Below are 19,617 nucleotides of genomic sequence, written 5' to 3' on the forward strand. Positions count from 1 at the left end.
ATCGATCGACGTGCCAACGGCGGATGACCCGGCAAGCCATTCAAGCAAATTAAACTACCTTTTCTGGATAGAGTCCCTGTAACTGTCGCTCCTTTTACCCCCGAGGTCGGAATAGCCATGGAGGCAATGGCATCACGACTGTACAAACTGAGCGTAGTCTTCGTCGTACTCGCGGTCGCTCTTTCGGGCGGCCCAGCACTTGCGGGGGCAAGTAGTACTAGCGGAGACACAACCGGAGACGTAAGCGTCACATCACTGGAAAACGTCCAGGTCGAATCACTCGAACTCGATGACGTCACACTCGAGAACGTGACGATCGAGGAGCTCAACGTCGAGCAACTCGATATCGAGGATGACGAACTCGAAGAAGAGCTCGACGAGGATGACGAAGCCGACGATACGGATACTGACGACACCGAAACTGACGACGAAAACGGCCTCGATGATGAAGCCGAAGAAGATGATGAAACCGACGCTGACGACGAGATGGAAGATGACGACGATGTCGACACCGACGAAGATGAAGTAACCATCTCGGACATCGAGATCGAATCACTCGAACTCGAGGGCGTCACGATGGACGACCTCAGTTTCGATGAAGACGAGATGGAAGATGACGACGATGTCGGTGTCGACGACGATGAAAACGGCCTCGACGAGGAAGATGAAACCGAAGAAGATGACGATGTTGGGGTCGACGACGATGAAAACGACCTCGACGAAGATGAAGCCGATGAAGACGAGATGGAAGACGATGACGAAATGCACGATGATGCCGACGTCATCGACGAAGACGCCGATGAGCTCGTCATTCATGACGTCACGATCGAGGAGATGAACGTCGAGCAGCTAACCATCGAGCAACTCGAGGTTGAAGAGGACGATGGTATCCTCGACCGCATCAGTGGCTTCTTCGAAGGTCTGTTCGATGACGACGATGATGAGGAAGACGATGTTGAAGAAGATGATGACGAGATGGAAGATGATGAAATGGAAGACGATGAAGCCGAAGAAGATGACGACGAGATGGAAGACGATGAAACCGAAGACGAAGAGATGGAAGACGATGACGAAACCGAAACCCAGGAAATCGATCAACTGACGATCGAAACGTTCGACATCGAGACACTCACCATCGAATCGATGACCATCGAGTCACTCGAGTCCGAGGAGACCGATGACGAGATGGAAGACGATGAAGCCGAAGACGACGAGATGGAAGACGATGAAGCCGAAGACGACGAGATGGAAGACGATGAAGCCGAAGACGACGAGATGGAAGACGATGAAGCCGAAGACGACGAGATGGAAGACGATGAAGCCGAAGACGACGAGATGGAAGACGATGAAGCCGAAGACGATGAGATAGAAGACGATGAAGCTGAAAACGGTGATGGGGAGACCATCGAGTACGTCTCTGCCGGCGAGGTGACGATTGAGGACTCCATCGCGGAAACGGTGACTCTTGGCGATGCCAGCGAACTCGAGGAAGAGATTGATGACGAAGATGAACTCGATGAGGACGAAAACGAGGTTGATGATGACGATGAAAACGACTTCGATGATGACGACGAAAACGACGAAAACGACGAAAACACTGAAACAGCCCTGACGTTCCTGGGCTAATTGTCACTGTCTGGAGCGGCCACCGAGCCAGCCGCAGTTATTTTCTATACCAAGTTGGCGTGGTAGACAGTAACAGACCGTTGCAGCCACGCCCCGACAAATCCCGGTCATCTGGCGGGTTAAAAGACGTTGCAACGAAACGGGCCGACTCAGTCCGCGAGAGCATGCGCAAAAGGCTCAGTGTAACGACGATGATCTGTTCCATCGGGCAGGTTCAACAGCTATCAATCGCGTCGTCTGATCGACTCGACGACGTGATCGACGTACTCGTCTCTGGAGATTTCGTCGTCGATCCAGGCCTGTGCTACGTCACTTTCGACCCGGAACGCGAACTCCTGATCCGCGGTATCCGTTCCAGACGCACGAAGTTGCGCAGCCGAAAACCCCTCATCGACGAAGACCGCGTAGCTGCCGGCGATAGTGCCGATCTCGCCACCGAAGTCTTCCGTATCGTACTCGTAGGCCGAGTGGTAGTTCAGCGAGATGGTTTCATTACGGATCGTAAGCCGCTCGATTTCGATCCCCTCTTCTTCGAGAAACTCCCGATAGATCTCGAGTAACTCGAGGTCCCGGTCGTATATTTCGAACGTGCGAGTCGCCGTCGCCTCACTCCGGGCAACGCGGTCGATCATCTCGAGTTCGACGGTGTACTCTCCCACTGCAGGGTCTCGAGCACTGAGGTCGATGGCGAAGTACAGATCCTCGAGCGTCTGCCCCGCCGGGACAGGGCCCGTTTCGGTCGATCGAATCGGGCGGTGATCGTCGCCGTCGGGCGAATAAAGAGTGATTATCACGTCCAGTTCGAACCAGTCTTCGTCCCCCCGCCGCTCGAGGGCAACATCCGCCGGCTCGATGTACAGCCAGATCGTCTCGTCGGGGTCGAAGACGAGCTCGTCTACCGGTGTGTATTCGCCGTACCCAGTCGGACGCTCCTGAGCGAATTCGAAGGTATCGACAGCGAGGTCGGTGTCCGGTCGTTTCGGTTCGTCGTCCTCGATGCGGAATCCGGTCGTCGCCCTGGCCTCACCGCCGTCCTCGCGCTGTTGGTCACGCAGGACGATATCGGCGGTGTACCGCCCGGGTTCTCCGGTCGACCCCGGCGTAAATTTGACGGTCAGATACAGTTGGTCCACCTGGTCGGGAGGAAGTTCGTACTCGAAGGGAATGCTGTCACTGAAGACAGTCGTGTCGTCGGTCGAAATCGTGAGTTCACCCGAGAGTTCGACCCGCTCTTTGCCGTCGTCCGTCGGGACCGTCGTCACTCCGACCGGTTCGAGGTAAAACCAGATCGGGTCCGAACCCGAGACGACCCTGTCGCTGATCGGTTCGTACTCGCCGTAGCCTGTCGGTTCCGTCGCCGTGACCTGAACGTTCCTGATCTCGAGCGGGCCAGTCCGCGACCCGTCCGTCTCGCCATCGTCCTCCGGAGCGGTACCATCGTCAGCATCGTCGTCACTCGTCTCACTCGGTTCGTCCTCAATTCCGACACAGCCGGCCAGGGCCGTGCCGGCAGCGAGAGACGCACCGGCGACTATCGTCTGCCGTCGCGTATAGCGTGCGTTCATACGAGATATCGGCTCGGAACGGCCAATACTCCTGAGTATATTCCCAGTTGAAAGGAACGAACACCAAGATTCATACTCGAGAGAAGAGTATTCAGGGCAACTGCCAGCTTCCAGAGTGCCCAGCACCCCTTGTAGTCGAATTTCGCCCACGGCTATTGCCGTAAACTTCCGCCTTGCATCCAGGCGAATGACCGCAGATGGAACCCGTGGTCGATACAGGCAGATGGACAGTCACTCGTATTGATAGAGAGATATCTTAGACGCTTACTCGGGTTGCTCGAGGACGTTCGCCACCGTGAGTAAAAGGTCGAACTGCGGTGGTGAATCCAGTAGTTCGACGACGCCTTTCTCCGAGTCGTACTGGATAAACTCGTACTCGCCGGCTTTCTGGAGGTGGTTGTGGTGTAACGATACTTTGACGTCAGCCGGCCCAGGTGCGTCGTCGCCTGCTGCTTCCATTGCTGCAACGGCTTCGGCTACCGCTTCGATGGGAACCGGTTCGGACTGTTCCTCGAGGAAATAGAGTGCATATCGCCGTCGCTGAGCACCGAGTAACTCCAGTACCGCGTCTACTTCGACCATGTCGTGGCGATGAGGTGTCCAGTGGATAAAAGAATAGCGCCGCGAACAACAGCGTTGTTCTCGAAGAAAATACTGTTTAGAGAGAGAACGCGTTCGTTGAGGCGCAAGTACCACCAGTGAATCGACGAACGTACGCTTTGTGAGGGCGTCCGTCTGGAGAATGTCAGACTCAAATACCACGATCGGTAGCCGACGAAAAGATCAAATCACGTTGGTGATATGTCCAGATGAATGCGTAGACGAACATACATTGGTGCAACTGTTGCAACGATTCCGTTTGTCGGATGTGTAGGATTGATCGGACCCGATCCAGTCGTTGTCGATGCTGACGCGAATCAATCCATTTCGGGTACACTCAGTGGAACTGTCGATTTTCGAATCCTGGTGCGAAATGATGGCCAATCGGGAGATATCGAAGTCACATTGAGATTCAAAGACAGTGCTGGCACAACCGTTGGACGAGAGTCTCGAATGGTACCGATAGACGAGGATGAACGTCGTTTGGTCGAAATCACTACAAGTGTTCCGAGTAGCGCCGATAGATTTGAAGTCGAAGCGGATGCAAGCACCTTCCTGTAACGCACGTTGACAGGCAGTAACGAGCTCCTCGAGGGCACCGTGACTTACCGCCAGGTAGACCACCCCGTAGAACAGCCGCTATCTGTAAGAAATGCGGAAAAGTTTTTATATCTATAGTAGCCAGCGAAACGAGTTACACACCTTACGCGACGCCCGCTTGCGATAGGTTTTGCAATGACTTTCACTGGCTATACCGTCGGACAGAACGGTTGATAGTTTCGCTGGAGGACGTTCCCGGCGACAGTCTATCAAAGCCTCTGTCCGACGGTATACTATAGTGGGCCGGCGCAGCGCGGGTTTACCCACAAACGCGATACGCTCGGTACGGTCACTCCGTTGATTTCTGAAATCGTGTATCATGATTGGAACCTACAAGTCGAGTTCCGCAAGCAGTGGTCGGCGGCGCTTTTCCATCCGGTCTCGAAGGCGCTTGCGGCGTTCCTCCGGATCGGCTTTGTCGTAGTGCTGTTCGATCGTCTTTACCGTCGCGTTCACCCGCTCGGAAACGTCTTCGGGCGGCCACCCACAGTTCAGTAGCCAGGTGATCGTTCCCGTTCGAATCCGGTGAGGCGACCTCGAGGACGGGCACTTACTCGCGTGAGCGTACTCGGTCCATTCGCAGGTCTCGCGCTCTTTCCCGTGCGGGCAATCAGAATACAAACACGGAAGCGTCGCCAGATAGCTCCACACTCGAAGCGTGTTCTTCCCCGGTCGTCCCTGTGCACTCGCGAGAAACGGCTGTCGACCGTACTCGTCGTGCACGTCGTACCGGTGCTTCCGAAGGTACGTTCGAAGCACGTCGACGATTGTCTCCGTGAGTGCAACGGGACGCTCACCGCCCATCTTGTTTTTCAGCGGCGTCCCCGTCTCGGGCCGATGTCGAAAATCGACGTACGGATTCTCGTCGAGATTCACGTCTCGAATATCGAGCGCTCGAAGCCCACCCTGTCTCGCTCCCGTGAACCAGGCGAGCTCGAGGAATGCGTGAGCACGGGTGCCGTATTGCTGCTCGTCGTTCCGATAGAATTGGAGCAACGCTCGAGCGTCGTCGGTGTGTAGCTTGGTGTTGTTCGACCGGTCTTCCGGATCTAAGTCGGGGATTCGAACCGCGCCGGAATGCCCTTCTGGAACCGCACCCAGATCCTCGAGGAACTCGACGTAGCGCTTGATAGTCCACATCTGCCCCTCGAGAGTCGCCGGGGCGACCTCGGACGCGCGAAGTTCGTAGTACTCGTCCAGGTCGTACCGGCGCAACTGCCCAACGGTCTCGATCCCGATTGCCTCGCACCACTCGACGAACAGCTTCAACCGGTACTCCCAACCCGAAAGGCTCCCTTCCGTCGAATCCGGTTCTCGACGGCGAAGGTACCTTCGGGCGGCCTCTCGAGGAGTGAACTCGGATGGATCGGGGCGACGGCGTTCACCCTCGCTCACGCTGAACCGGCCTCCGAACGAACGGCTTCGACCAGTTCGGCGCGTTCCTCGTCGTCGATTCGCTCGGCGATGAGTTCGACCATCCAGGCCGCGTCGGCTCGCTTCGCTGGCCCAAGCCCACGGCCCACCGCTTCGACGGCCTCGGTCGGCGTCTGCTCACCTGCGAGGAACGCCGGGAGTGCGGTCCGGGCGACATTCGTGACTCGAGCCCAGTAGTATTGCTCACGAATCATCGACGATCACCTCGCTGACGATCGTCGCCTCGAGGAGGGCTTCGCAACTCGAGCAGACGGTGAGTCTGCCGTCGGGGTCTTCGACGTCGACGAGTCGGATGGTTCCGGCGGTGGTGCCACAGCCGTCACAGTACAGTGCTTTGTCGTCGGCGTACCTAGCGGTACGCTTACTGCAGATGCGTTCGTTGTATTGCATGGTCTCTGGATTCAGGGACCGCGGACGAACCGGGCGCGTCAATGCTTGGATACAGGGGCGCGCTCGGTTGCTGTCCGTCAGTCGGTCTGATTGTTGGAACGGTTTACACTTAGTCTCATCAGGGTCGTTTCCGGATTTCATGGAAGCAACGCCTTTCGTGAAAATCAGTCTTCTCGAGGTGTCTCGCTCGGGATTTCCACCGTTTCCGGAAACGGCTGTCGAAAGTGAATCGGTACGATCTGCTCGAGCGGGAGACTTAACCTCCCGCGGATTGCGTGTTTGCATGGTTTCCGTAGCTTAGGTACGGAGGCCAGGCGGGCCGGTGTCCCAAGCACCGGGTCCGCGTTTTACGTGGGACCCGACCGAGAGCGGTGGGTCCGACTGGCGTCCGTTAGCGCACTCGAGACACCACACCCACTTATAGATTAGCGTAATTACGCTACTATCACAGCATATATGAAATACCGTATCAGCGAACCGACCGAAGTTAAACCGTCCGAGTGGGATGGACGAACTGAATGCGACCCCGGCCAAGCTGGATGAGTCTCAAAGACGGACTGATACTCGAGTTCCTCGAGGAACACGATCTCGAGCTTCCAGCGAAGCCACTGTACAAGAATCTCAACCGCCACGGCCACAAAATCGGCTATTCGACGGTGCGCCAGCGACTCACCGAGTTGGAAGCCCACGGTCTGATTCAGCGCGTCGACGACGGTGGGTACTTCGAGGTGTCCGAGAAGGGACGGGCCTGGCTCGCGGGCGACCTCGAGGCCGACGACCTCGAGTGACTACCGGACCTGACCGAGTGCTCGAGCAGCGGCGGCGGTGATCGTAAACCCGCGTTCTTCGACAGTGACGGTTTCCCCGGCGACGGCTTCGATCAGCGAGGCCATGTCTTCCAGGTACGACTGGTTTCGATCCTCGTGCACCTGCAGCGTCGATTTACCTTCGAACTCGCTCGCTCGGTTTTCCAGATAGCAGACGACGAACAGCCGTTTCACGTCGTCGGGTGCCCCCTCGAGATAGGCGGGAACCTCGAGGCGTTGGCTCGCTTTCGGACCGAGGGGTGCCCCGAGCGTCGTCAGCACCCGACCCAGTACGGTACCGTGGGCTGATGGGCGGGCTTCGGTGGCACGGCCCTGTTCTTCGGCGCGGATGATACTGTAGTCGACGTTCGCCAGCTCGAGGGCGTCGATCACGTGGGAGTCTTCAGCGCGGTGATTGAGCGAAAAGGAGACGCCGTAGTTGGACTCGGCGATCGACCCGCCGGAGAACACGTTGGCCACCAGGGCGTTCAACGCGGCGAATTGCGAGTCGTCGTAGGTGACGTTCAACCAGCCCCTGTCTCGAGCGGTTTCGAGACAGCGAACCGCGTCGGGTTTTCCGCCGTCGTCGATCCAGGTGCGAAGCCTCGAGCGCGGTAACTCGAGGGCGCTCGCCGTGGCCCCGGATTTGACACCGTGTTTGCTCGCGTACTGGGTGGCCTCCCGGTACTGCTGGACGGCTTCCCAGGCGTCGGGATAGGCCCCACCATCGAAGGTGCGCGCGAGCGTTTCGTCGGTCACGAACACGGGATTTGTCATAGTGTTACTCACAGTGTGGGCGAAAGAGGTGTGTTTCGGTCTCGAGACGGTATTTTGGGAATCGACAGACGGCATGGCTTCAAGGGGCCGCTGTAAGGCTTCCGTCAGACGCTAATTATCACTTTTGAAAGCCAATCAGGGTTGATGACTGTCTTTTCTTCGGGGGTGGCCGATGTGTTTATTAGGGAGTACTGAGCCCACACTATCAGCATCGGGTGCAACGGAAGAGACAGAAAGTGACGGTTCGGGTGTGCGTGGGTGCATCCCCCTACCCGGCCCCGTCGGTTCGGGATTCGCGTCCCGTCAAATAAGTCTTCCCACCGTTCACAGGTGCTGTGATTCCACAATGCAAATGGAAAGCAAAATTCAAACCGAAGACGAATCGTCCAGCCGGGCGGTATCGCCGGTCATAGGAGTTATTCTTATGGTCGCGATCACCGTGATTCTGGCTGCAGTGATTGCGGCATTCGTACTTGACCTTGGACAGAGCTCGAGTGCGAATGTAAACGCAGCCGTGACGATTGATAATGACTCGAGTGAGGTCACTTTCACGCTAACAGACAAAGGTAATGCCGAATATGTCGAAATTCGAAACCCGTCCGATGGTTCTTTAGCAGAAGATGATGACTCCCGCCTTGACACTGTGGGTGCATCCTGGTCTACGCCAGACAATAACCAAAGGTACACTGTCGTAGCAGTTTCCGGTGACGACGAAACGCAGATAGGGACTCATAATCCCTAAAACAGATTTCCACATTAACACATATTTAAATCATGAAAATGAAAAGTAAACTTCAGACCGAAGATGAATCGACAAGCCGCGGTGTATCCCCAGTTATTGGGGTCATACTGATGGTGGCCATAACAGTCATTCTGGCTGCAGTGATTGCAGCATTCGTACTTGACCTTGGTCAAGGCCAAAGCTCGAGTGTAAACGCGGCCGTTTCCATCGATAAGCAGTCAGACGGTAACGTTACTATATCGTTGACAGATAAAGGAAACGCTGAGGAAGTTATAATTCGCACTTCCGATGGAAACCCGGCGCAAACAAATACCTCCAGCCCTGCAGACGCTATACTTACTACCACTGGTCAGTCCGTGAACTTGGACAACAGCGAATCCTATAGTGTCGTTGCTAAGAGTGGTGAGGACGAAACCCAGATAGGAAGTTATAGCCCATAGCCCGAGATACACGTTCTTTCTGTTATTAATTTTTAAGAGTAGATTTGATATTGCGTAGGGCGCTATCGATTTTGATTAACTTTGTCAGTTCAATAATTCCTAAATTTTAGAAATTACCGTCCGACAACAGCTGAATCTCGGACGTGATTCGGCCCGATCGGGCCGGACACCCCACCGAAACACTCACTATTCACCGGGTTGCCGTCCGGCTTACTCGCAACCCGGACATGAATCTCAAGCAACACCGAAACCGAGACGACATGAAAGTCTGGCTCAGCCAGCCCGAAGTTGCACAGCTCCTCGAGGCCGCAACCAATACCCAGCAGCGACTCGCCTACTCGCTGGGTGCTCGCTGTGGGCTTCGTTCTCACGAAATCCTCGAGGTATCCCCGGAAGACGTCGTCGACACCGACGCCGGGACGATGCTTCGAGTGTGGCACGGGAAAGGCGACAAATTCCGCGAAACGCCGGTTCCGCGTGATCTGGCGACCACTATTCGAACCGTGGCCGACGTTCGCGAGGCCTCGAGCGAGCAACCGTTGCTCGAGATTTCATCCACCAGGTCGCTCCGGCGCTGGCTCAGTGGGACCGCGAGCGAGCTGCACCAGGCGACCGGCGACGACGGCTGGCTGTATCTCGGGATGCACGATCTTCGACGAACGTGGGCGACCTCGCTGGCCTCGCAGGATGTCGACCCGCTCCTGGTGATCGACTGGGGTGGGTGGAACGATCTGGAAACGTTCCTCGAGCACTACCGTGGAACGTACTCGCCGGAAGCACAACAGCGAGAACGCAAAAAGGTGAGTTGGCTTTGAATTTGGTGGATTTAGCGGCTTAAACTATCTTCATTTATTTGCCGATGTTGCCACCGTAGAATGACATATCCGAACGTCTTTGCAACGAACGTGGCGACAAAAAATAGGGAAGCCAACAATCCAAATACAGAAGCTGTGAAGGGAAGCGTTGGTTGGCTAAGAATAGGGACATCTGCCCCGATTTGTAAGAAAAACACGTGATACGCCATCACTATTCCTGCTGCAGACCCGAGACCAATACCGATTATAAACGCTTTATCGCCCAGTTCGTAAGCTTTTGCGCGTTTCCGTTTGGCGTCGGCAATTGCAGGATGATAAACCGGTTTTTGAGGTTCTGTATCAGCGAGCCTCCAACGATTTGTGTTCCCTTCACGATCCAGCACCAATCGACCCATTTCCTCTAATTCTCGCACCTTTTTTTGAGTTGCACGGATTCCGATCGGCAACGCTTGCTCAATTTCGGGAGTAGTGAGGGTATCACCATCTGCTTCACGGAGAACGTTTAGGATCTCCTCATAACTTGAACTCCGTGATTCTTGAATCATCGTATCGGTAGCCATCGTTAGTTTGTGAGTGCTTGAATCAGTGTGTAGACTAGTCCGATGACTATCACTACGGCGCCACCCAGATAAAGGATACCCCAGAGACGGAGATCTAACAAGGGTGGCATTGATATCGTGTCCGCTAACGCACTGCCGATCACAAGGAACAAGAATCCCCCAATCACCAAGGCGATTATTCCTTGGGCTACTTCAGCTGCGTCACTCATGTTGTCTTTGCTCCTTTTCATCTGGTTTCTCTCGCTGGTTGTTACACTTCATGTGCATTCTCTTCATCGTCTGGATGGGAATTAAAGTCCTATTTGCGTTTGCACGAACGGTCGATATTCTTTAATTCGTTCATACGAATTAAGGTGGTAGAATGCGCAATTCGCATATGAGAACAGCTACAATCGCTGATTGAAGACTTGTAGGAGGTTATGCAAAAGTCCTCAATCTGAATTCAGATCAAGAATCGATTTGATCGACAAGCGTAATCTTCCACTCTTTCTCGTCGACGTGCCGAATGTGCGCGTGATGTTCTCCCTCGAGTTGCCCATCTTCGTTCAACAGCCCCTCAATTCGAAGGTCATCTTTGGGGAGCGTGACACCGGCTGAGTTCTGATCGAGCTGGCGTAATTTGTTCAATGCCATAGATGGCGGGCAACCCGCCTTGGTATAAAGCTTGCTGACAGTCTGCTTTGCAAAGGGATAGCCAAGGCTTCGCCAAGGGAATCCGGAGCTTTTCGAGCGATGGGGGTGGCCGCTCACGGGTATGGCACTCAGCCTACCGCAGAATATGGTTCCTTCCGCCGTTCGGCGTGAGGACGGTATCGACTTAATCGACAGCGTGCTCGCGCCGCTGTTCGTCCTGGCGTCGGTCTCGATGGTCGGCGTGGTCACGATCGCGTTGAACGCACCGTTCAACGTTGGCCTCGACGCCTCGCTCTACAGCGCGCACGGGACGGAGATCACCTATGCGTTCATCATCACGATGGTGACGCTCGTGACCGCCTGGGTCACGAACGGGCAGACGACGCTCGAGGACTATACGGACGTGGAAACGGTCGTGTTACTCCTGGCGGTTATCCTCAACATCCTGTCGGCGCTCGTGCCCGCAGTGAGTCACGTCGTCGGCTCGATGTGGTACGTCGGCTACTTCATCGTGATTCTGAACGCGGCGGCGTTCTACCTCATCGCCTACAAATAACGGAGTTCATCAATGCAATTCCTACAATTCAGCGGTTCGAAAGCGGAGTGGTACGACTCGACGATCACCGGCTACATCGTGACTGCCTCCACGGTGTCGATCGGGCTGGCAGGGGTGATGGCTGCCGGGGTGATCTAAATGCGGCCCATGCCCACGGCTGGCCGGGTGCTCTCGGTGCTGGTTATTCTGGCGGTGCTCGCTGGCGGCCTCCTGGTCGGCCTCGGCGCTGCGGACGCCACCGAGGAGCTGCTAAACGAGACGGTCGAAGTCGATCCGGACACCGATCCGGTATCCATCGCGGTCGAATACTCGGATGACTTCAACGACAGCGAAACCGACGTTTCGACCGTCGAAGCGACGTTCTACAACGAAAGTGAGTTCAACGACGCGGGCACCGACGCGCCCGTGTTGCACTCGGTGTCGATCGACGGCGGTGAAACCGAGCGAATCGTCGAGGACGTCTACTTCGCGGATCACGCTGATCTCGAGTACAACGAATCGACTCGGTTGGTCGTGACCGGCGACGAAACGCATGTCTCTGGCGTTGAAATTGACGGCGCGATCGGTGGCGTCCTGGCCTACGGTGACGCCGACAGTCTGCCCGGCTTCGGTGTCGGGGTCGCTGTCCTGGCGCTCGCGGTGGCCGGCGTCGTGGCTCGTGCTCGAGGAGGTAACTGATGTCGGCTGACACCCAGCCGCCCATGCCCATAGCCCACGGCCCACAAAATTCAGAGGGGGTAACTCTGACGCGCCGTCGGGCACTGCAGGCACTCGGGGCGGCCACGGTTACGGCTGGCGTCGGCACGGCCTCGAGCGGCACCGTCGCAGCTGACAACTCCTATTCGTTCGAAGGACTGTGCGAAACGGACTACTCGCATTTCTTCACTCGCTGCCTCGTTGAAGACCTGTTCGGAGACTCCGATGAACCCGGCCCCACCGAAGTTGACGTTCACGTTATGTCGGTTTCCGAATGGGAATCCTTCGAGGCACACCACGTCACGCTCGGCAACCACGTCGACGATATGACTGCAATCGCTCGCCTCGATGCGCGCTCTGCTGTCGCTGACGCCTACGAATCTGGCAAAACTGCCAGCGAGGCTTGGCAAGACGCCCGCGACGAAATCCGCGACTACTTCGCCGCCCATCAAAAAAACCATCTTCAGGTCTTACAAAAGACGTTGGCTCAACACCGGTACTCTGTCGGTGTGGTTCATTCAGAAGAGGACATTGCTGACGATTTCCTCGACATCGGTGCGAAAAGTACGTCTGGAGCGAGTCAGGTCGAAGGGTCCGAGATTTCGCTAATGAACGAGTCTGTCTCTGTTGATGTGGACCTCGTTAACCAGGAAACCGAGCAAATCGAGGTAATCGAGGTAAATGCCCGAATCGAGACGTACACTGGTAATGATGGGACAAATTACTACAATTATCAACATCCTCTCGACCCGGTAAATGAATGGAGCTACTCCGAGGAGGATGATGATTTCAACGCCGACGGGGAAACTGATGTTGAAGGCCTTTCCTACACAGTTGACTACAACATCACTTCTGACCTGGTAATCGTCGTCCAAGCTGTTGACTACGAAGACACTGGCCTCGGCAGCCAACAAGTGTTCGACGCGAGGGAGTGGCGCGAACTGTGGGATCGCATCGAAGCCCTCGGTACGATGGTACCGGATGAGTTCTCCGAGCAGATGGTCGAGGACCTGTACGCTGGCCTCGATGACGGCGCGTTCACAACGTCCGATCTCCGCTCTGCTGAGGGTGAAGTCCGTTACCGGAGCGGTGACGCCGAACCGCTCTCGGGCGCGTATATGCTGGCGCTGTACGATCAACTCGATCTCGCCGGTCCTGACCTCTCAACCACTGGTGGTATGAAGGTGACGTACACCGGTGCGACGGAAATGAAACTGACAGAGGAAGGCGGAGAAAGAACTGTTGAGTACGTCGAACCGGTCGAAGACGTCGAGTATGAGGGTATCCTGTTCTCCTCGGACGTTCCCGAAGGCGGTTTCCACAGCGGAGAAACCTACCACACCGACGACCTCGAGGGCACGACGGAAATGGTCCCCTTCGATCAGGAACCGGTTCCGTTCTTCGAGGGTGAATTCACGATCGAATCGATCTACGATTCAGACGGTAACGAACTCGATACTGTCGAGTGGCGAACGCCCGAACCGGAGACCTACACCTCTGACGACTTCGTCGAGTACGTCAACAACGCCGACGAGACTCGTGAAGAACTCTCCGATGACGACGAAGACGACGGAGAGGGAGGGGATGATAGCTTGGGGTTCCCCTCGTTCGGGTTGGGGCTTGACCTCGGTAGCGGAGAACAACTGCTCGGACTCGGTATCATCGCCGCTGTTGTCATGGCTGTCGTCGGGTTCGTGACCGACCTACTCCCCTGGACGTGACCATGAAACGAATTTTCCTTTTCGTGACGGTGGTAGCGGTATCGCTGACGATGGGCATGGGCATGGGAGTTGGGCCGGTCCTGGCTGACGACACCGCCAACGAGACAGCGACCGACGCCGACCTCGAGGCCGGTGACGACTGGAGTCAGGCGATCGACACCGACACGCGAATCACCGACTGGAGTTACTCGAGCGGGCGATTCACGCTAACCATCGAGGCCGACGATGAAACCCGCGTTTCCCTCACCGAAGCGGGCAGCTTCGAGGAAGGGACGACGTCTTTCAACTACGACGAAGTGCGCCTCCAGGAGGGAACCAACACCGTGACGTTCGCCGTGGCCGATCGGGACGGAGCCGCGGTCGCCGTCGCCACCAGGCAATCGCTGGCGCAGGGAACCGGTGCGATCGTGTCGACTGGGATGGTCGAGCAGAACCCGTTTCGTCACTTCGGCGGGGAAACCGGCCTGTTCTCGGGTGTGCTCATGACCGTCGGGTTAGCCGGACTCGGCAGCTGGTACGTCGTTCGGTCTGAGGATTCAGGAGTGATCGAAGCATGACCGAGACGAGCGGCACCTTTGGATCGACAGCTGACCGCGTGACGTACGTACTCGCAGAGAGCCAGCTGATAGCGCTCGGGGTAATGGTCTCGCTCGGGGCCGCACTGATCTGGATTCGACCGAGTATTCCCGGTGTTCCCCCCATCGTGTTCGGCTGGTTTGCAGCTCTGCTCTTACTCGGGCCACCGCTGGCAGCACTGTTCGTCACTGGTGCCCGGAAGCTCAGAAACCGGCATATGGTGGATTGCCACCACATCAACGGCGTCACCGACGACCGCGAGAAGTACTACGTCGAACCCGAAGTGTGGGCGAACAAGACGGTCGAAGGCCCGTCACCGTACGTCGTCAACGACGGCGAAGCCTTCGAAGTCCGGGAATTCGAATGGCTCGAGGATACGGGCGACCTCATCGTCACCGGCTGTTACCAGTCGAACATGGCCGACTCGAAATTGGTGACGCTGAAAGCCATGCTCGAGGACATCCACGGCGATCTGATCGAGGACTCGATAGCGCTCAACAAACTTCGAGGCCGAATCTCGAAGATGGGCGTCGAGATCGAGAACGACACGATCAACTACCACGCCGAGGCCGACGAGCGTGGGCTTATGGGCGCGAAAACCAGCGTGAAAGAACGCTTCGAAGCCGCCCGGAAAGAGGCCGACAAGTGGGATAGCGACGAAATCCGCGATGTTGACGACTATCAATTCGACTACGATCCCGCGGCCAACCCCGAAGGCATCACGCTCGAGGCCGCACAGGAAACGGCAGCGACTGACGGAGGTGTCGATACGTGAGATACATCCACGACGGTCAGCTTCGAGACGTGACGATCGATCCGCCGAGACTGTTCGTTTTCGACGAGCCACAGACTCATGCTCGAGGCCGAACCGATACGGCAGCGCTCTTTGCATCCACGTTGGCGAAACAGCGGCGAGTGGAGAACCCACCGCTGTGTATCGGCCACGAAGACGACAGCGAATGGAGGTGGTCGAAGTGACGATTACACTTTCCGATCGAGAGCGAGCGATTCTTGCAATGGCGCTCGCAGCCGGTCTTACCGTGGGGTTATGGGCCGGTCTGTTCATGCTCCCAGCGGAGGCACTGAATGTTCCAACCGATGAGCGTTCAGTGGGTACGAGTGGTGAGACGACCGAGCGCGCACTGTTCCTTCCCGTTCCACGGAGCTACTTTCTCGTGACCATCACCGCCCCGATCGTGGCTGTGTGGTACAGCTACGGACGGCTTCGAGACGATTCGGAGGAAGTGACCGACGAAGGAACTCACCAGGCGGCTACTGAAGGAGGATACCCATGAGTGACCAACAGGCAGACCAGCAGGCGCTGTACACGACCGCACAGGCGCGCGAACACCAGGAGGGCTACAGCGACCGGGACAACCGCGAGATACACGACCACGGCGGCATCATCCGTGACGAACAGGTCTCGAGGGCGATGTCGATACGCTCGGTTCACTACAACCCGCTTCGAGCCGATCGGCCCGACAAGATGCCCGGTCAGTGCAAAGACCTCGAGAAACACCGCAATATCCGCATGGTCGAAGGGACTGAAACCTTTCGCCAGGCCCTCGAGAACGGCGATATGCCGACGATAAAACACATGGTCGGAGACACCTCACAGCGAGCAGACGTCTCGGGAATGAAAGCCATCGGGACGATAGACAACCTGATCGACGGCCCGGCCCCGGTGATCGTCGTCCTGGGCGAAATGGGAGCTGGGAAAACCGATTTCGCCTGCCTGCTCGCCCAGCGTTGGCGGGACCTGAACCGCTCGGACTCGCTGCTCGGGACGAACATCCAGTCCCTCGAGGAGAAAGACCGCTGGGTCGACGACGATGGGGACGTCCAGGACGGCTGGATTCCCGATTACGGTTCCCTCATGGAATGGGTGGAACAGGACGGCGACCCGCTCGAGCACAGCCAGCGACCCAAACTGTTCATCGGTGACGAGTTCTCGAGTTCCGCGAGCGGCCAGGGGAAACAGGGCTATGAAACCCGGATGAAGATGGCTCCGCTGGTGTACAAGATCCGCAAGTACGGCGGGGCGCTCATCTACATCGCCCACGGTGAACGCTCGATTCATCCGATGCTCTGGCGCGTCGGCACGATCGTCAAGAAGGTCAGTCAGAAGAAAGCGATTATCGCGGATTCCATTCGTAACGCCAAACTGGCCGACATTCAGGGCGAGGTCGAAGGTATTCCACCGACGGACTTCCGGTACAACACCAAAGAAGCGAGCGACTGGAGCTGGTCGCGCTTCGGTGACGAAACCGATGAAATGAACGCCGACGAAGCCGCTCGCCTTACCGCCCTGTGGACGGTCATCCGGTGTAAAGAGGACGGCCTGACGAATCGTGAAACCGCCAAATTCGTGCCCTACAGTCACGGTTGGGTCGGTTCACGCTGGCGGGAGTACAGAGACGACGGCGAACACGTCGAAGCGATTGCCAAGGTGAACGAGGTTATCGCATGACCTCGTCGGGATGGATGGCTGGATACGGATACGCACTCCCCTTTACTGTTCGGCCCACTGGCCCACGCCCATCGCTCGCTCCTGGACGGAGCGAAGCGACCGATGGGCCGCGACCTCGAGGCAGAGAGGAGTTTCTATATATCGGCGCGCGATGCGCGTGGTGTGCGTGAATCGCTCGAAGCGAGCGAACCACTTCGGCACGATCTGCGAAAAGCGCATGGCTCGGAAACGACGGTTCGAACTCGAGCGCTCGAGCTGGCACGATGCGAAGTTCCAGAATGGGACGCCTGTCGAGATCAAGAGTACGATGCTCGAGCATTCAGACGGCCAACCGGGCAATTTCAAGGTCTACAAAGCGTATCACGATCGGCTGAAGCGAGCGAACGGTTGGTACTGTTTTGTGGTGTATCGTCCGCATGGGCGGTCCGGTTGCACAGTCGTCAAAGACCGGATGTGCAAGGCCTCGAGTCTCCCGTTGCTCCGGTGGCACGGTGGCGGCGATCACCGCGACACCCAACAGGCGAAAATCCCGATCACGGCTGTTTTCTGACCCTCCTAATCACACTCGGCAATCCCGGTTAGCGAGGTACCACCCACCGTACCCGGGTACTGTGGGCTATGGGCACTCCGTTTCCAGCCGATTGACCAAACCTCGAGCGCGGCGCACGGTCTGCGCGCCGCAAGATAACCGCGCCCCTTAGGTGCCCAATCAAGTCATTCCCATAAGATTTGAGATCAGGTCGTCAATTTCTTCATCTATGTCATCCCTTTCAAAATGACTGACGATTTGGGCACCATTATTTTCTTTATTGTATCCAATTCCAAGATATTGTCTATAAAGGTCATCCAAAACACCGGTCGCGTTGTTCCCTGACCAATTTTTTTGTACAAACTGACGGATTTCTTTTGGATTTTCATTGATTGACTTAGCAATCGCCTCTGGAGAGGACATTAAATACGATTCAATCGAATACTCTTCAAAGACGTATATTTTAGAAGGTGATACATTTAACGTATCTCCAAGTTTATCAGATTTTTTGTCCGGATTTTCCCCATCAGAATCAAATATAAATTTATACTCTATTCCAAGTTGTCCAAGAACTCGTGTGATTGGATCTGCATCCTTTATTATTTGGTCTCCATGTCCAACAATCAATTCAATATTATTATCTGAAAGGGATTTTCCTAGTTTCTTTGAAAATTGCTCTAATATGACTTTATCCGATCTTCCTTCCACAAATCCAATAGCGTCTGACTGGATTAGGTCACTATTGTTATATCCAAGAATATCTAAGTGATCGTTTTCCCCCGTTTGAACAGATCTGAATTTTGATTCCTTATCCCTAGTAACCAAAACAATATTATCTACATGACTTCGGTTCACAAATACCTCTGAATGGGTAGTCAAAATCACCTGAGGTCCGACGTCGCTAATCAATTCATTTAATATGTCGAATATTTTCTTTTCGGCCCCAGGATGCAAATGTAACTCAGGTTCTTCAATTGCTAATAAATCAGTGTTCTCGTCAGCCGAATACAATCGCGTAAGTAACATCAAGATCTCTAAAGTACCCGACGAAATCTCGGAGGCTTTGAAACGTTTATCGAACCCATTCTCTTTTACAAAGATCGTATATTCATTTCGTGGAGAGGCAGTATCATATTCAATGCGAACGTCCTCAACATTCTCCATAATCTCAACAAAGGCATCAGATACAGATTCGTAGATATCGTAGTTGGGACTGCTACGAAGAGATTCGAGAGCTCGAATCAAGTCTTTCCCTGTAGCGTCCATTTGTTCCACTTGAGCCGGACTGGTCTTCGTATTCGGTTTTCGAAATGGGTCTATGAATTGCCATGAATTGATGGAGTTGTTAATTACGTTCTTTAGATCATTAGCAAAATAATGGGGGAAGTCATCATCATCCTCTAATTCGTAGGCGTCAATCCAGTGATCATCAAATTTTATCAGTACATTACTGGCATCGGTACCATCTGAATTAAAATTTCGATATGCCCTGACTTCTCTCAAAGTATTATTGCTCTTGCTATACATTTCCAACTTATCATCTAAATCTCTCAGTATTCGATTATGTTCGTCTTGTTCAAGCACAAAATGGAATCCAAGCGAAATCTTTGGTTCCTCACCTTTATATCCGCGAGATTCGAGCCAATCACCACCTGGAGAAGGCTTATCAAAGTATTCCTTAAAATCATTAAGCATATCGATGACATTCGACTTCCCAGAATTGTTTTTCCCTATCAGCACACTAAGATTCCCGGGGCTGAAATGCTGATCCTTGATACTTTTATACCCTTCAATTTCTATATCGATAATCCTCATTTTGTTCCCTCTGTAAGCTAACAATTTATTCGAATACAATCCAGCGTATAAGTATCCATGGGTGATCAGACATAGTTAAATCGAATCTTATCTGACGTTGACCAATGGGGCTAAACCTATGCTTCGTGTGCTTCAACTCGAGATCTCGTACGGAGGCGGGGTGGGGGCGTTGTAATTTTTTGGCTCTGTCCCCTTGGGGACACGCCCCAAGGGGGTTTTCGCACGAAGTGCGAAACGACCCCGCCGGGGTTGCGGCGCGATCGGCG

25 protein-coding genes are annotated in these 19,617 nt (G+C 55.2%); 15 read left to right on the forward strand and 10 right to left on the reverse strand.

Features of this window, described 5'->3' with window-relative positions:
* The first annotated feature begins 117 nt into the window (after positions 1–117).
* Entirely contained in the window at positions 118–1,626 is a 1,509-nt protein-coding gene (locus NLK60_RS08535; RefSeq protein WP_311136932.1) for a hypothetical protein, read from the forward strand.
* 224 nt (positions 1,627–1,850) lie between these two features.
* On the opposite strand, the gene NLK60_RS08540 is transcribed toward NLK60_RS08535, so the two are convergent.
* From NLK60_RS08540 to NLK60_RS08560, 5 genes are all read right to left on the reverse strand, one after another.
* The gene (locus NLK60_RS08540) at positions 1,851–3,191 is read right to left on the reverse strand and encodes a DUF8159 domain-containing protein (protein WP_254807382.1); all 1,341 of its coding nucleotides are present in this window, start codon (positions 3,189–3,191) and stop codon (positions 1,851–1,853) included.
* Positions 3,192–3,455: 264 nt separating this feature from the next.
* Positions 3,456–3,773, reverse strand: coding sequence for a DUF7344 domain-containing protein (locus tag NLK60_RS08545; protein ID WP_254807383.1), 318 nt, complete (start codon positions 3,771–3,773; stop codon positions 3,456–3,458).
* A 948-nt stretch (positions 3,774–4,721) separates the two neighbouring features.
* Positions 4,722–5,786: a tyrosine-type recombinase/integrase gene (locus NLK60_RS08550; protein WP_254807384.1), complete on the reverse strand. Its 1,065-nt coding sequence runs from the start codon at positions 5,784–5,786 to the stop codon at positions 4,722–4,724.
* A complete protein-coding gene (locus tag NLK60_RS08555; protein ID WP_254807385.1) occupies positions 5,783–6,019 on the reverse strand; it encodes a hypothetical protein in 237 nt (78 codons plus the stop codon). Before NLK60_RS08555 ends, NLK60_RS08550 begins: the two co-directional genes overlap by 4 nt.
* Positions 6,009–6,215, reverse strand: coding sequence for a hypothetical protein (locus tag NLK60_RS08560; RefSeq protein ID WP_254807386.1), 207 nt, complete (start codon positions 6,213–6,215; stop codon positions 6,009–6,011). Before NLK60_RS08560 ends, NLK60_RS08555 begins: the two co-directional genes overlap by 11 nt.
* Positions 6,216–6,754: 539 nt before the next feature.
* Here NLK60_RS08560 and NLK60_RS08565 point away from each other — a divergent pair.
* Complete coding sequence (locus NLK60_RS08565; RefSeq protein WP_254810451.1) at positions 6,755–7,003, forward strand: winged-helix domain-containing protein; 249 nt, start codon at positions 6,755–6,757, stop codon at positions 7,001–7,003.
* Here the strand turns inward: NLK60_RS08565 and NLK60_RS08570 are convergent, their stop codons facing one another.
* Complete coding sequence (locus tag NLK60_RS08570; protein ID WP_254807387.1) at positions 7,004–7,798, reverse strand: hypothetical protein; 795 nt, start codon at positions 7,796–7,798, stop codon at positions 7,004–7,006.
* A 346-nt stretch (positions 7,799–8,144) separates the two neighbouring features.
* Between NLK60_RS08570 and NLK60_RS08575 the strand changes: the two genes are divergently transcribed.
* From NLK60_RS08575 to NLK60_RS08585, 3 genes are all read left to right on the forward strand, one after another.
* Positions 8,145–8,540, forward strand: coding sequence for a type IV pilin domain-containing protein (locus NLK60_RS08575; RefSeq protein ID WP_254807388.1), 396 nt, complete (start codon positions 8,145–8,147; stop codon positions 8,538–8,540).
* 38 nt (positions 8,541–8,578) lie between these two features.
* Entirely contained in the window at positions 8,579–8,980 is a 402-nt protein-coding gene (locus NLK60_RS08580; RefSeq protein ID WP_254807389.1) for a type IV pilin N-terminal domain-containing protein, read from the forward strand.
* 227 nt (positions 8,981–9,207) lie between these two features.
* Positions 9,208–9,795, forward strand: a complete 588-nt coding sequence (locus NLK60_RS08585; RefSeq protein ID WP_425499039.1) for a tyrosine-type recombinase/integrase — start codon at positions 9,208–9,210, stop codon at positions 9,793–9,795.
* An 11-nt stretch (positions 9,796–9,806) separates the two neighbouring features.
* Here NLK60_RS08585 and NLK60_RS08590 read toward each other — a convergent pair whose 3' ends face one another.
* Together NLK60_RS08590 and NLK60_RS08595 are read right to left on the reverse strand one after the other, a co-directional pair.
* Complete coding sequence (locus NLK60_RS08590; RefSeq protein WP_254807391.1) at positions 9,807–10,355, reverse strand: helix-turn-helix transcriptional regulator; 549 nt, start codon at positions 10,353–10,355, stop codon at positions 9,807–9,809.
* Positions 10,356–10,802: 447 nt separating this feature from the next.
* Positions 10,803–10,988: a DUF8053 family protein gene (locus NLK60_RS08595; RefSeq protein WP_254807392.1), complete on the reverse strand. Its 186-nt coding sequence runs from the start codon at positions 10,986–10,988 to the stop codon at positions 10,803–10,805.
* 121 nt (positions 10,989–11,109) lie between these two features.
* Between NLK60_RS08595 and NLK60_RS08600 the strand changes: the two genes are divergently transcribed.
* From NLK60_RS08600 to NLK60_RS08635, 9 genes are read left to right on the forward strand one after another with little or no spacing between them, the layout of a single operon-like run.
* Positions 11,110–11,544, forward strand: a complete 435-nt coding sequence (locus NLK60_RS08600; protein WP_254807393.1) for a DUF8023 family protein — start codon at positions 11,110–11,112, stop codon at positions 11,542–11,544.
* A gap of 12 nt (positions 11,545–11,556) precedes the next feature.
* Positions 11,557–11,682 (forward strand): hypothetical protein, encoded by a 126-nt coding sequence (locus NLK60_RS19520; RefSeq protein WP_256530367.1) that lies wholly within the window; start codon positions 11,557–11,559, stop codon positions 11,680–11,682.
* On the forward strand, positions 11,683–12,222 hold the full coding sequence (locus NLK60_RS08605; RefSeq protein ID WP_254807394.1) for a hypothetical protein: 540 nt from the start codon (positions 11,683–11,685) through the stop codon (positions 12,220–12,222).
* Positions 12,222–13,961, forward strand: coding sequence for an Env/VP5 family phage fusion protein (locus NLK60_RS08610; protein ID WP_254807395.1), 1,740 nt, complete (start codon positions 12,222–12,224; stop codon positions 13,959–13,961). Before NLK60_RS08605 ends, NLK60_RS08610 begins: the two co-directional genes overlap by 1 nt.
* Before the next feature lie 2 nt (positions 13,962–13,963).
* A complete protein-coding gene (locus tag NLK60_RS08615; protein WP_254807396.1) occupies positions 13,964–14,518 on the forward strand; it encodes a DUF8063 family protein in 555 nt (184 codons plus the stop codon).
* Positions 14,515–15,312: a hypothetical protein gene (locus tag NLK60_RS08620; protein WP_254807397.1), complete on the forward strand. Its 798-nt coding sequence runs from the start codon at positions 14,515–14,517 to the stop codon at positions 15,310–15,312. Before NLK60_RS08615 ends, NLK60_RS08620 begins: the two co-directional genes overlap by 4 nt.
* Complete coding sequence (locus NLK60_RS08625; protein WP_254807398.1) at positions 15,309–15,515, forward strand: hypothetical protein; 207 nt, start codon at positions 15,309–15,311, stop codon at positions 15,513–15,515. The genes NLK60_RS08620 and NLK60_RS08625 overlap by 4 nt, the downstream gene beginning before the upstream one ends.
* Entirely contained in the window at positions 15,512–15,832 is a 321-nt protein-coding gene (locus NLK60_RS08630; RefSeq protein WP_254807399.1) for a hypothetical protein, read from the forward strand. Before NLK60_RS08625 ends, NLK60_RS08630 begins: the two co-directional genes overlap by 4 nt.
* A complete protein-coding gene (locus NLK60_RS08635) occupies positions 15,829–17,007 on the forward strand; it encodes a hypothetical protein (protein WP_254807400.1) in 1,179 nt (392 codons plus the stop codon). Before NLK60_RS08630 ends, NLK60_RS08635 begins: the two co-directional genes overlap by 4 nt.
* A gap of 42 nt (positions 17,008–17,049) precedes the next feature.
* Here the strand turns inward: NLK60_RS08635 and NLK60_RS08640 are convergent, their stop codons facing one another.
* Positions 17,050–17,226 (reverse strand): hypothetical protein, encoded by a 177-nt coding sequence (locus NLK60_RS08640; protein WP_254810529.1) that lies wholly within the window; start codon positions 17,224–17,226, stop codon positions 17,050–17,052.
* On the opposite strand from NLK60_RS08640, the gene NLK60_RS08645 reads away from it, so the two are divergent.
* Entirely contained in the window at positions 17,174–17,557 is a 384-nt protein-coding gene (locus NLK60_RS08645) for a PD-(D/E)XK family putative nuclease (RefSeq protein WP_254807401.1), read from the forward strand. The two genes, NLK60_RS08640 and NLK60_RS08645, sit on opposite strands and share 53 nt — an antisense overlap.
* 159 nt (positions 17,558–17,716) lie before the next feature.
* Here the strand turns inward: NLK60_RS08645 and NLK60_RS08650 are convergent, their stop codons facing one another.
* Positions 17,717–19,351, reverse strand: coding sequence for an AAA family ATPase (locus tag NLK60_RS08650; protein WP_254807402.1), 1,635 nt, complete (start codon positions 19,349–19,351; stop codon positions 17,717–17,719).
* Positions 19,352–19,617: the final 266 nt, after the last annotated feature.

The organism is Natronosalvus amylolyticus, assembly GCF_024298845.1.
GTDB lineage: Archaea > Halobacteriota > Halobacteria > Halobacteriales > Natrialbaceae > Natronosalvus > Natronosalvus amylolyticus.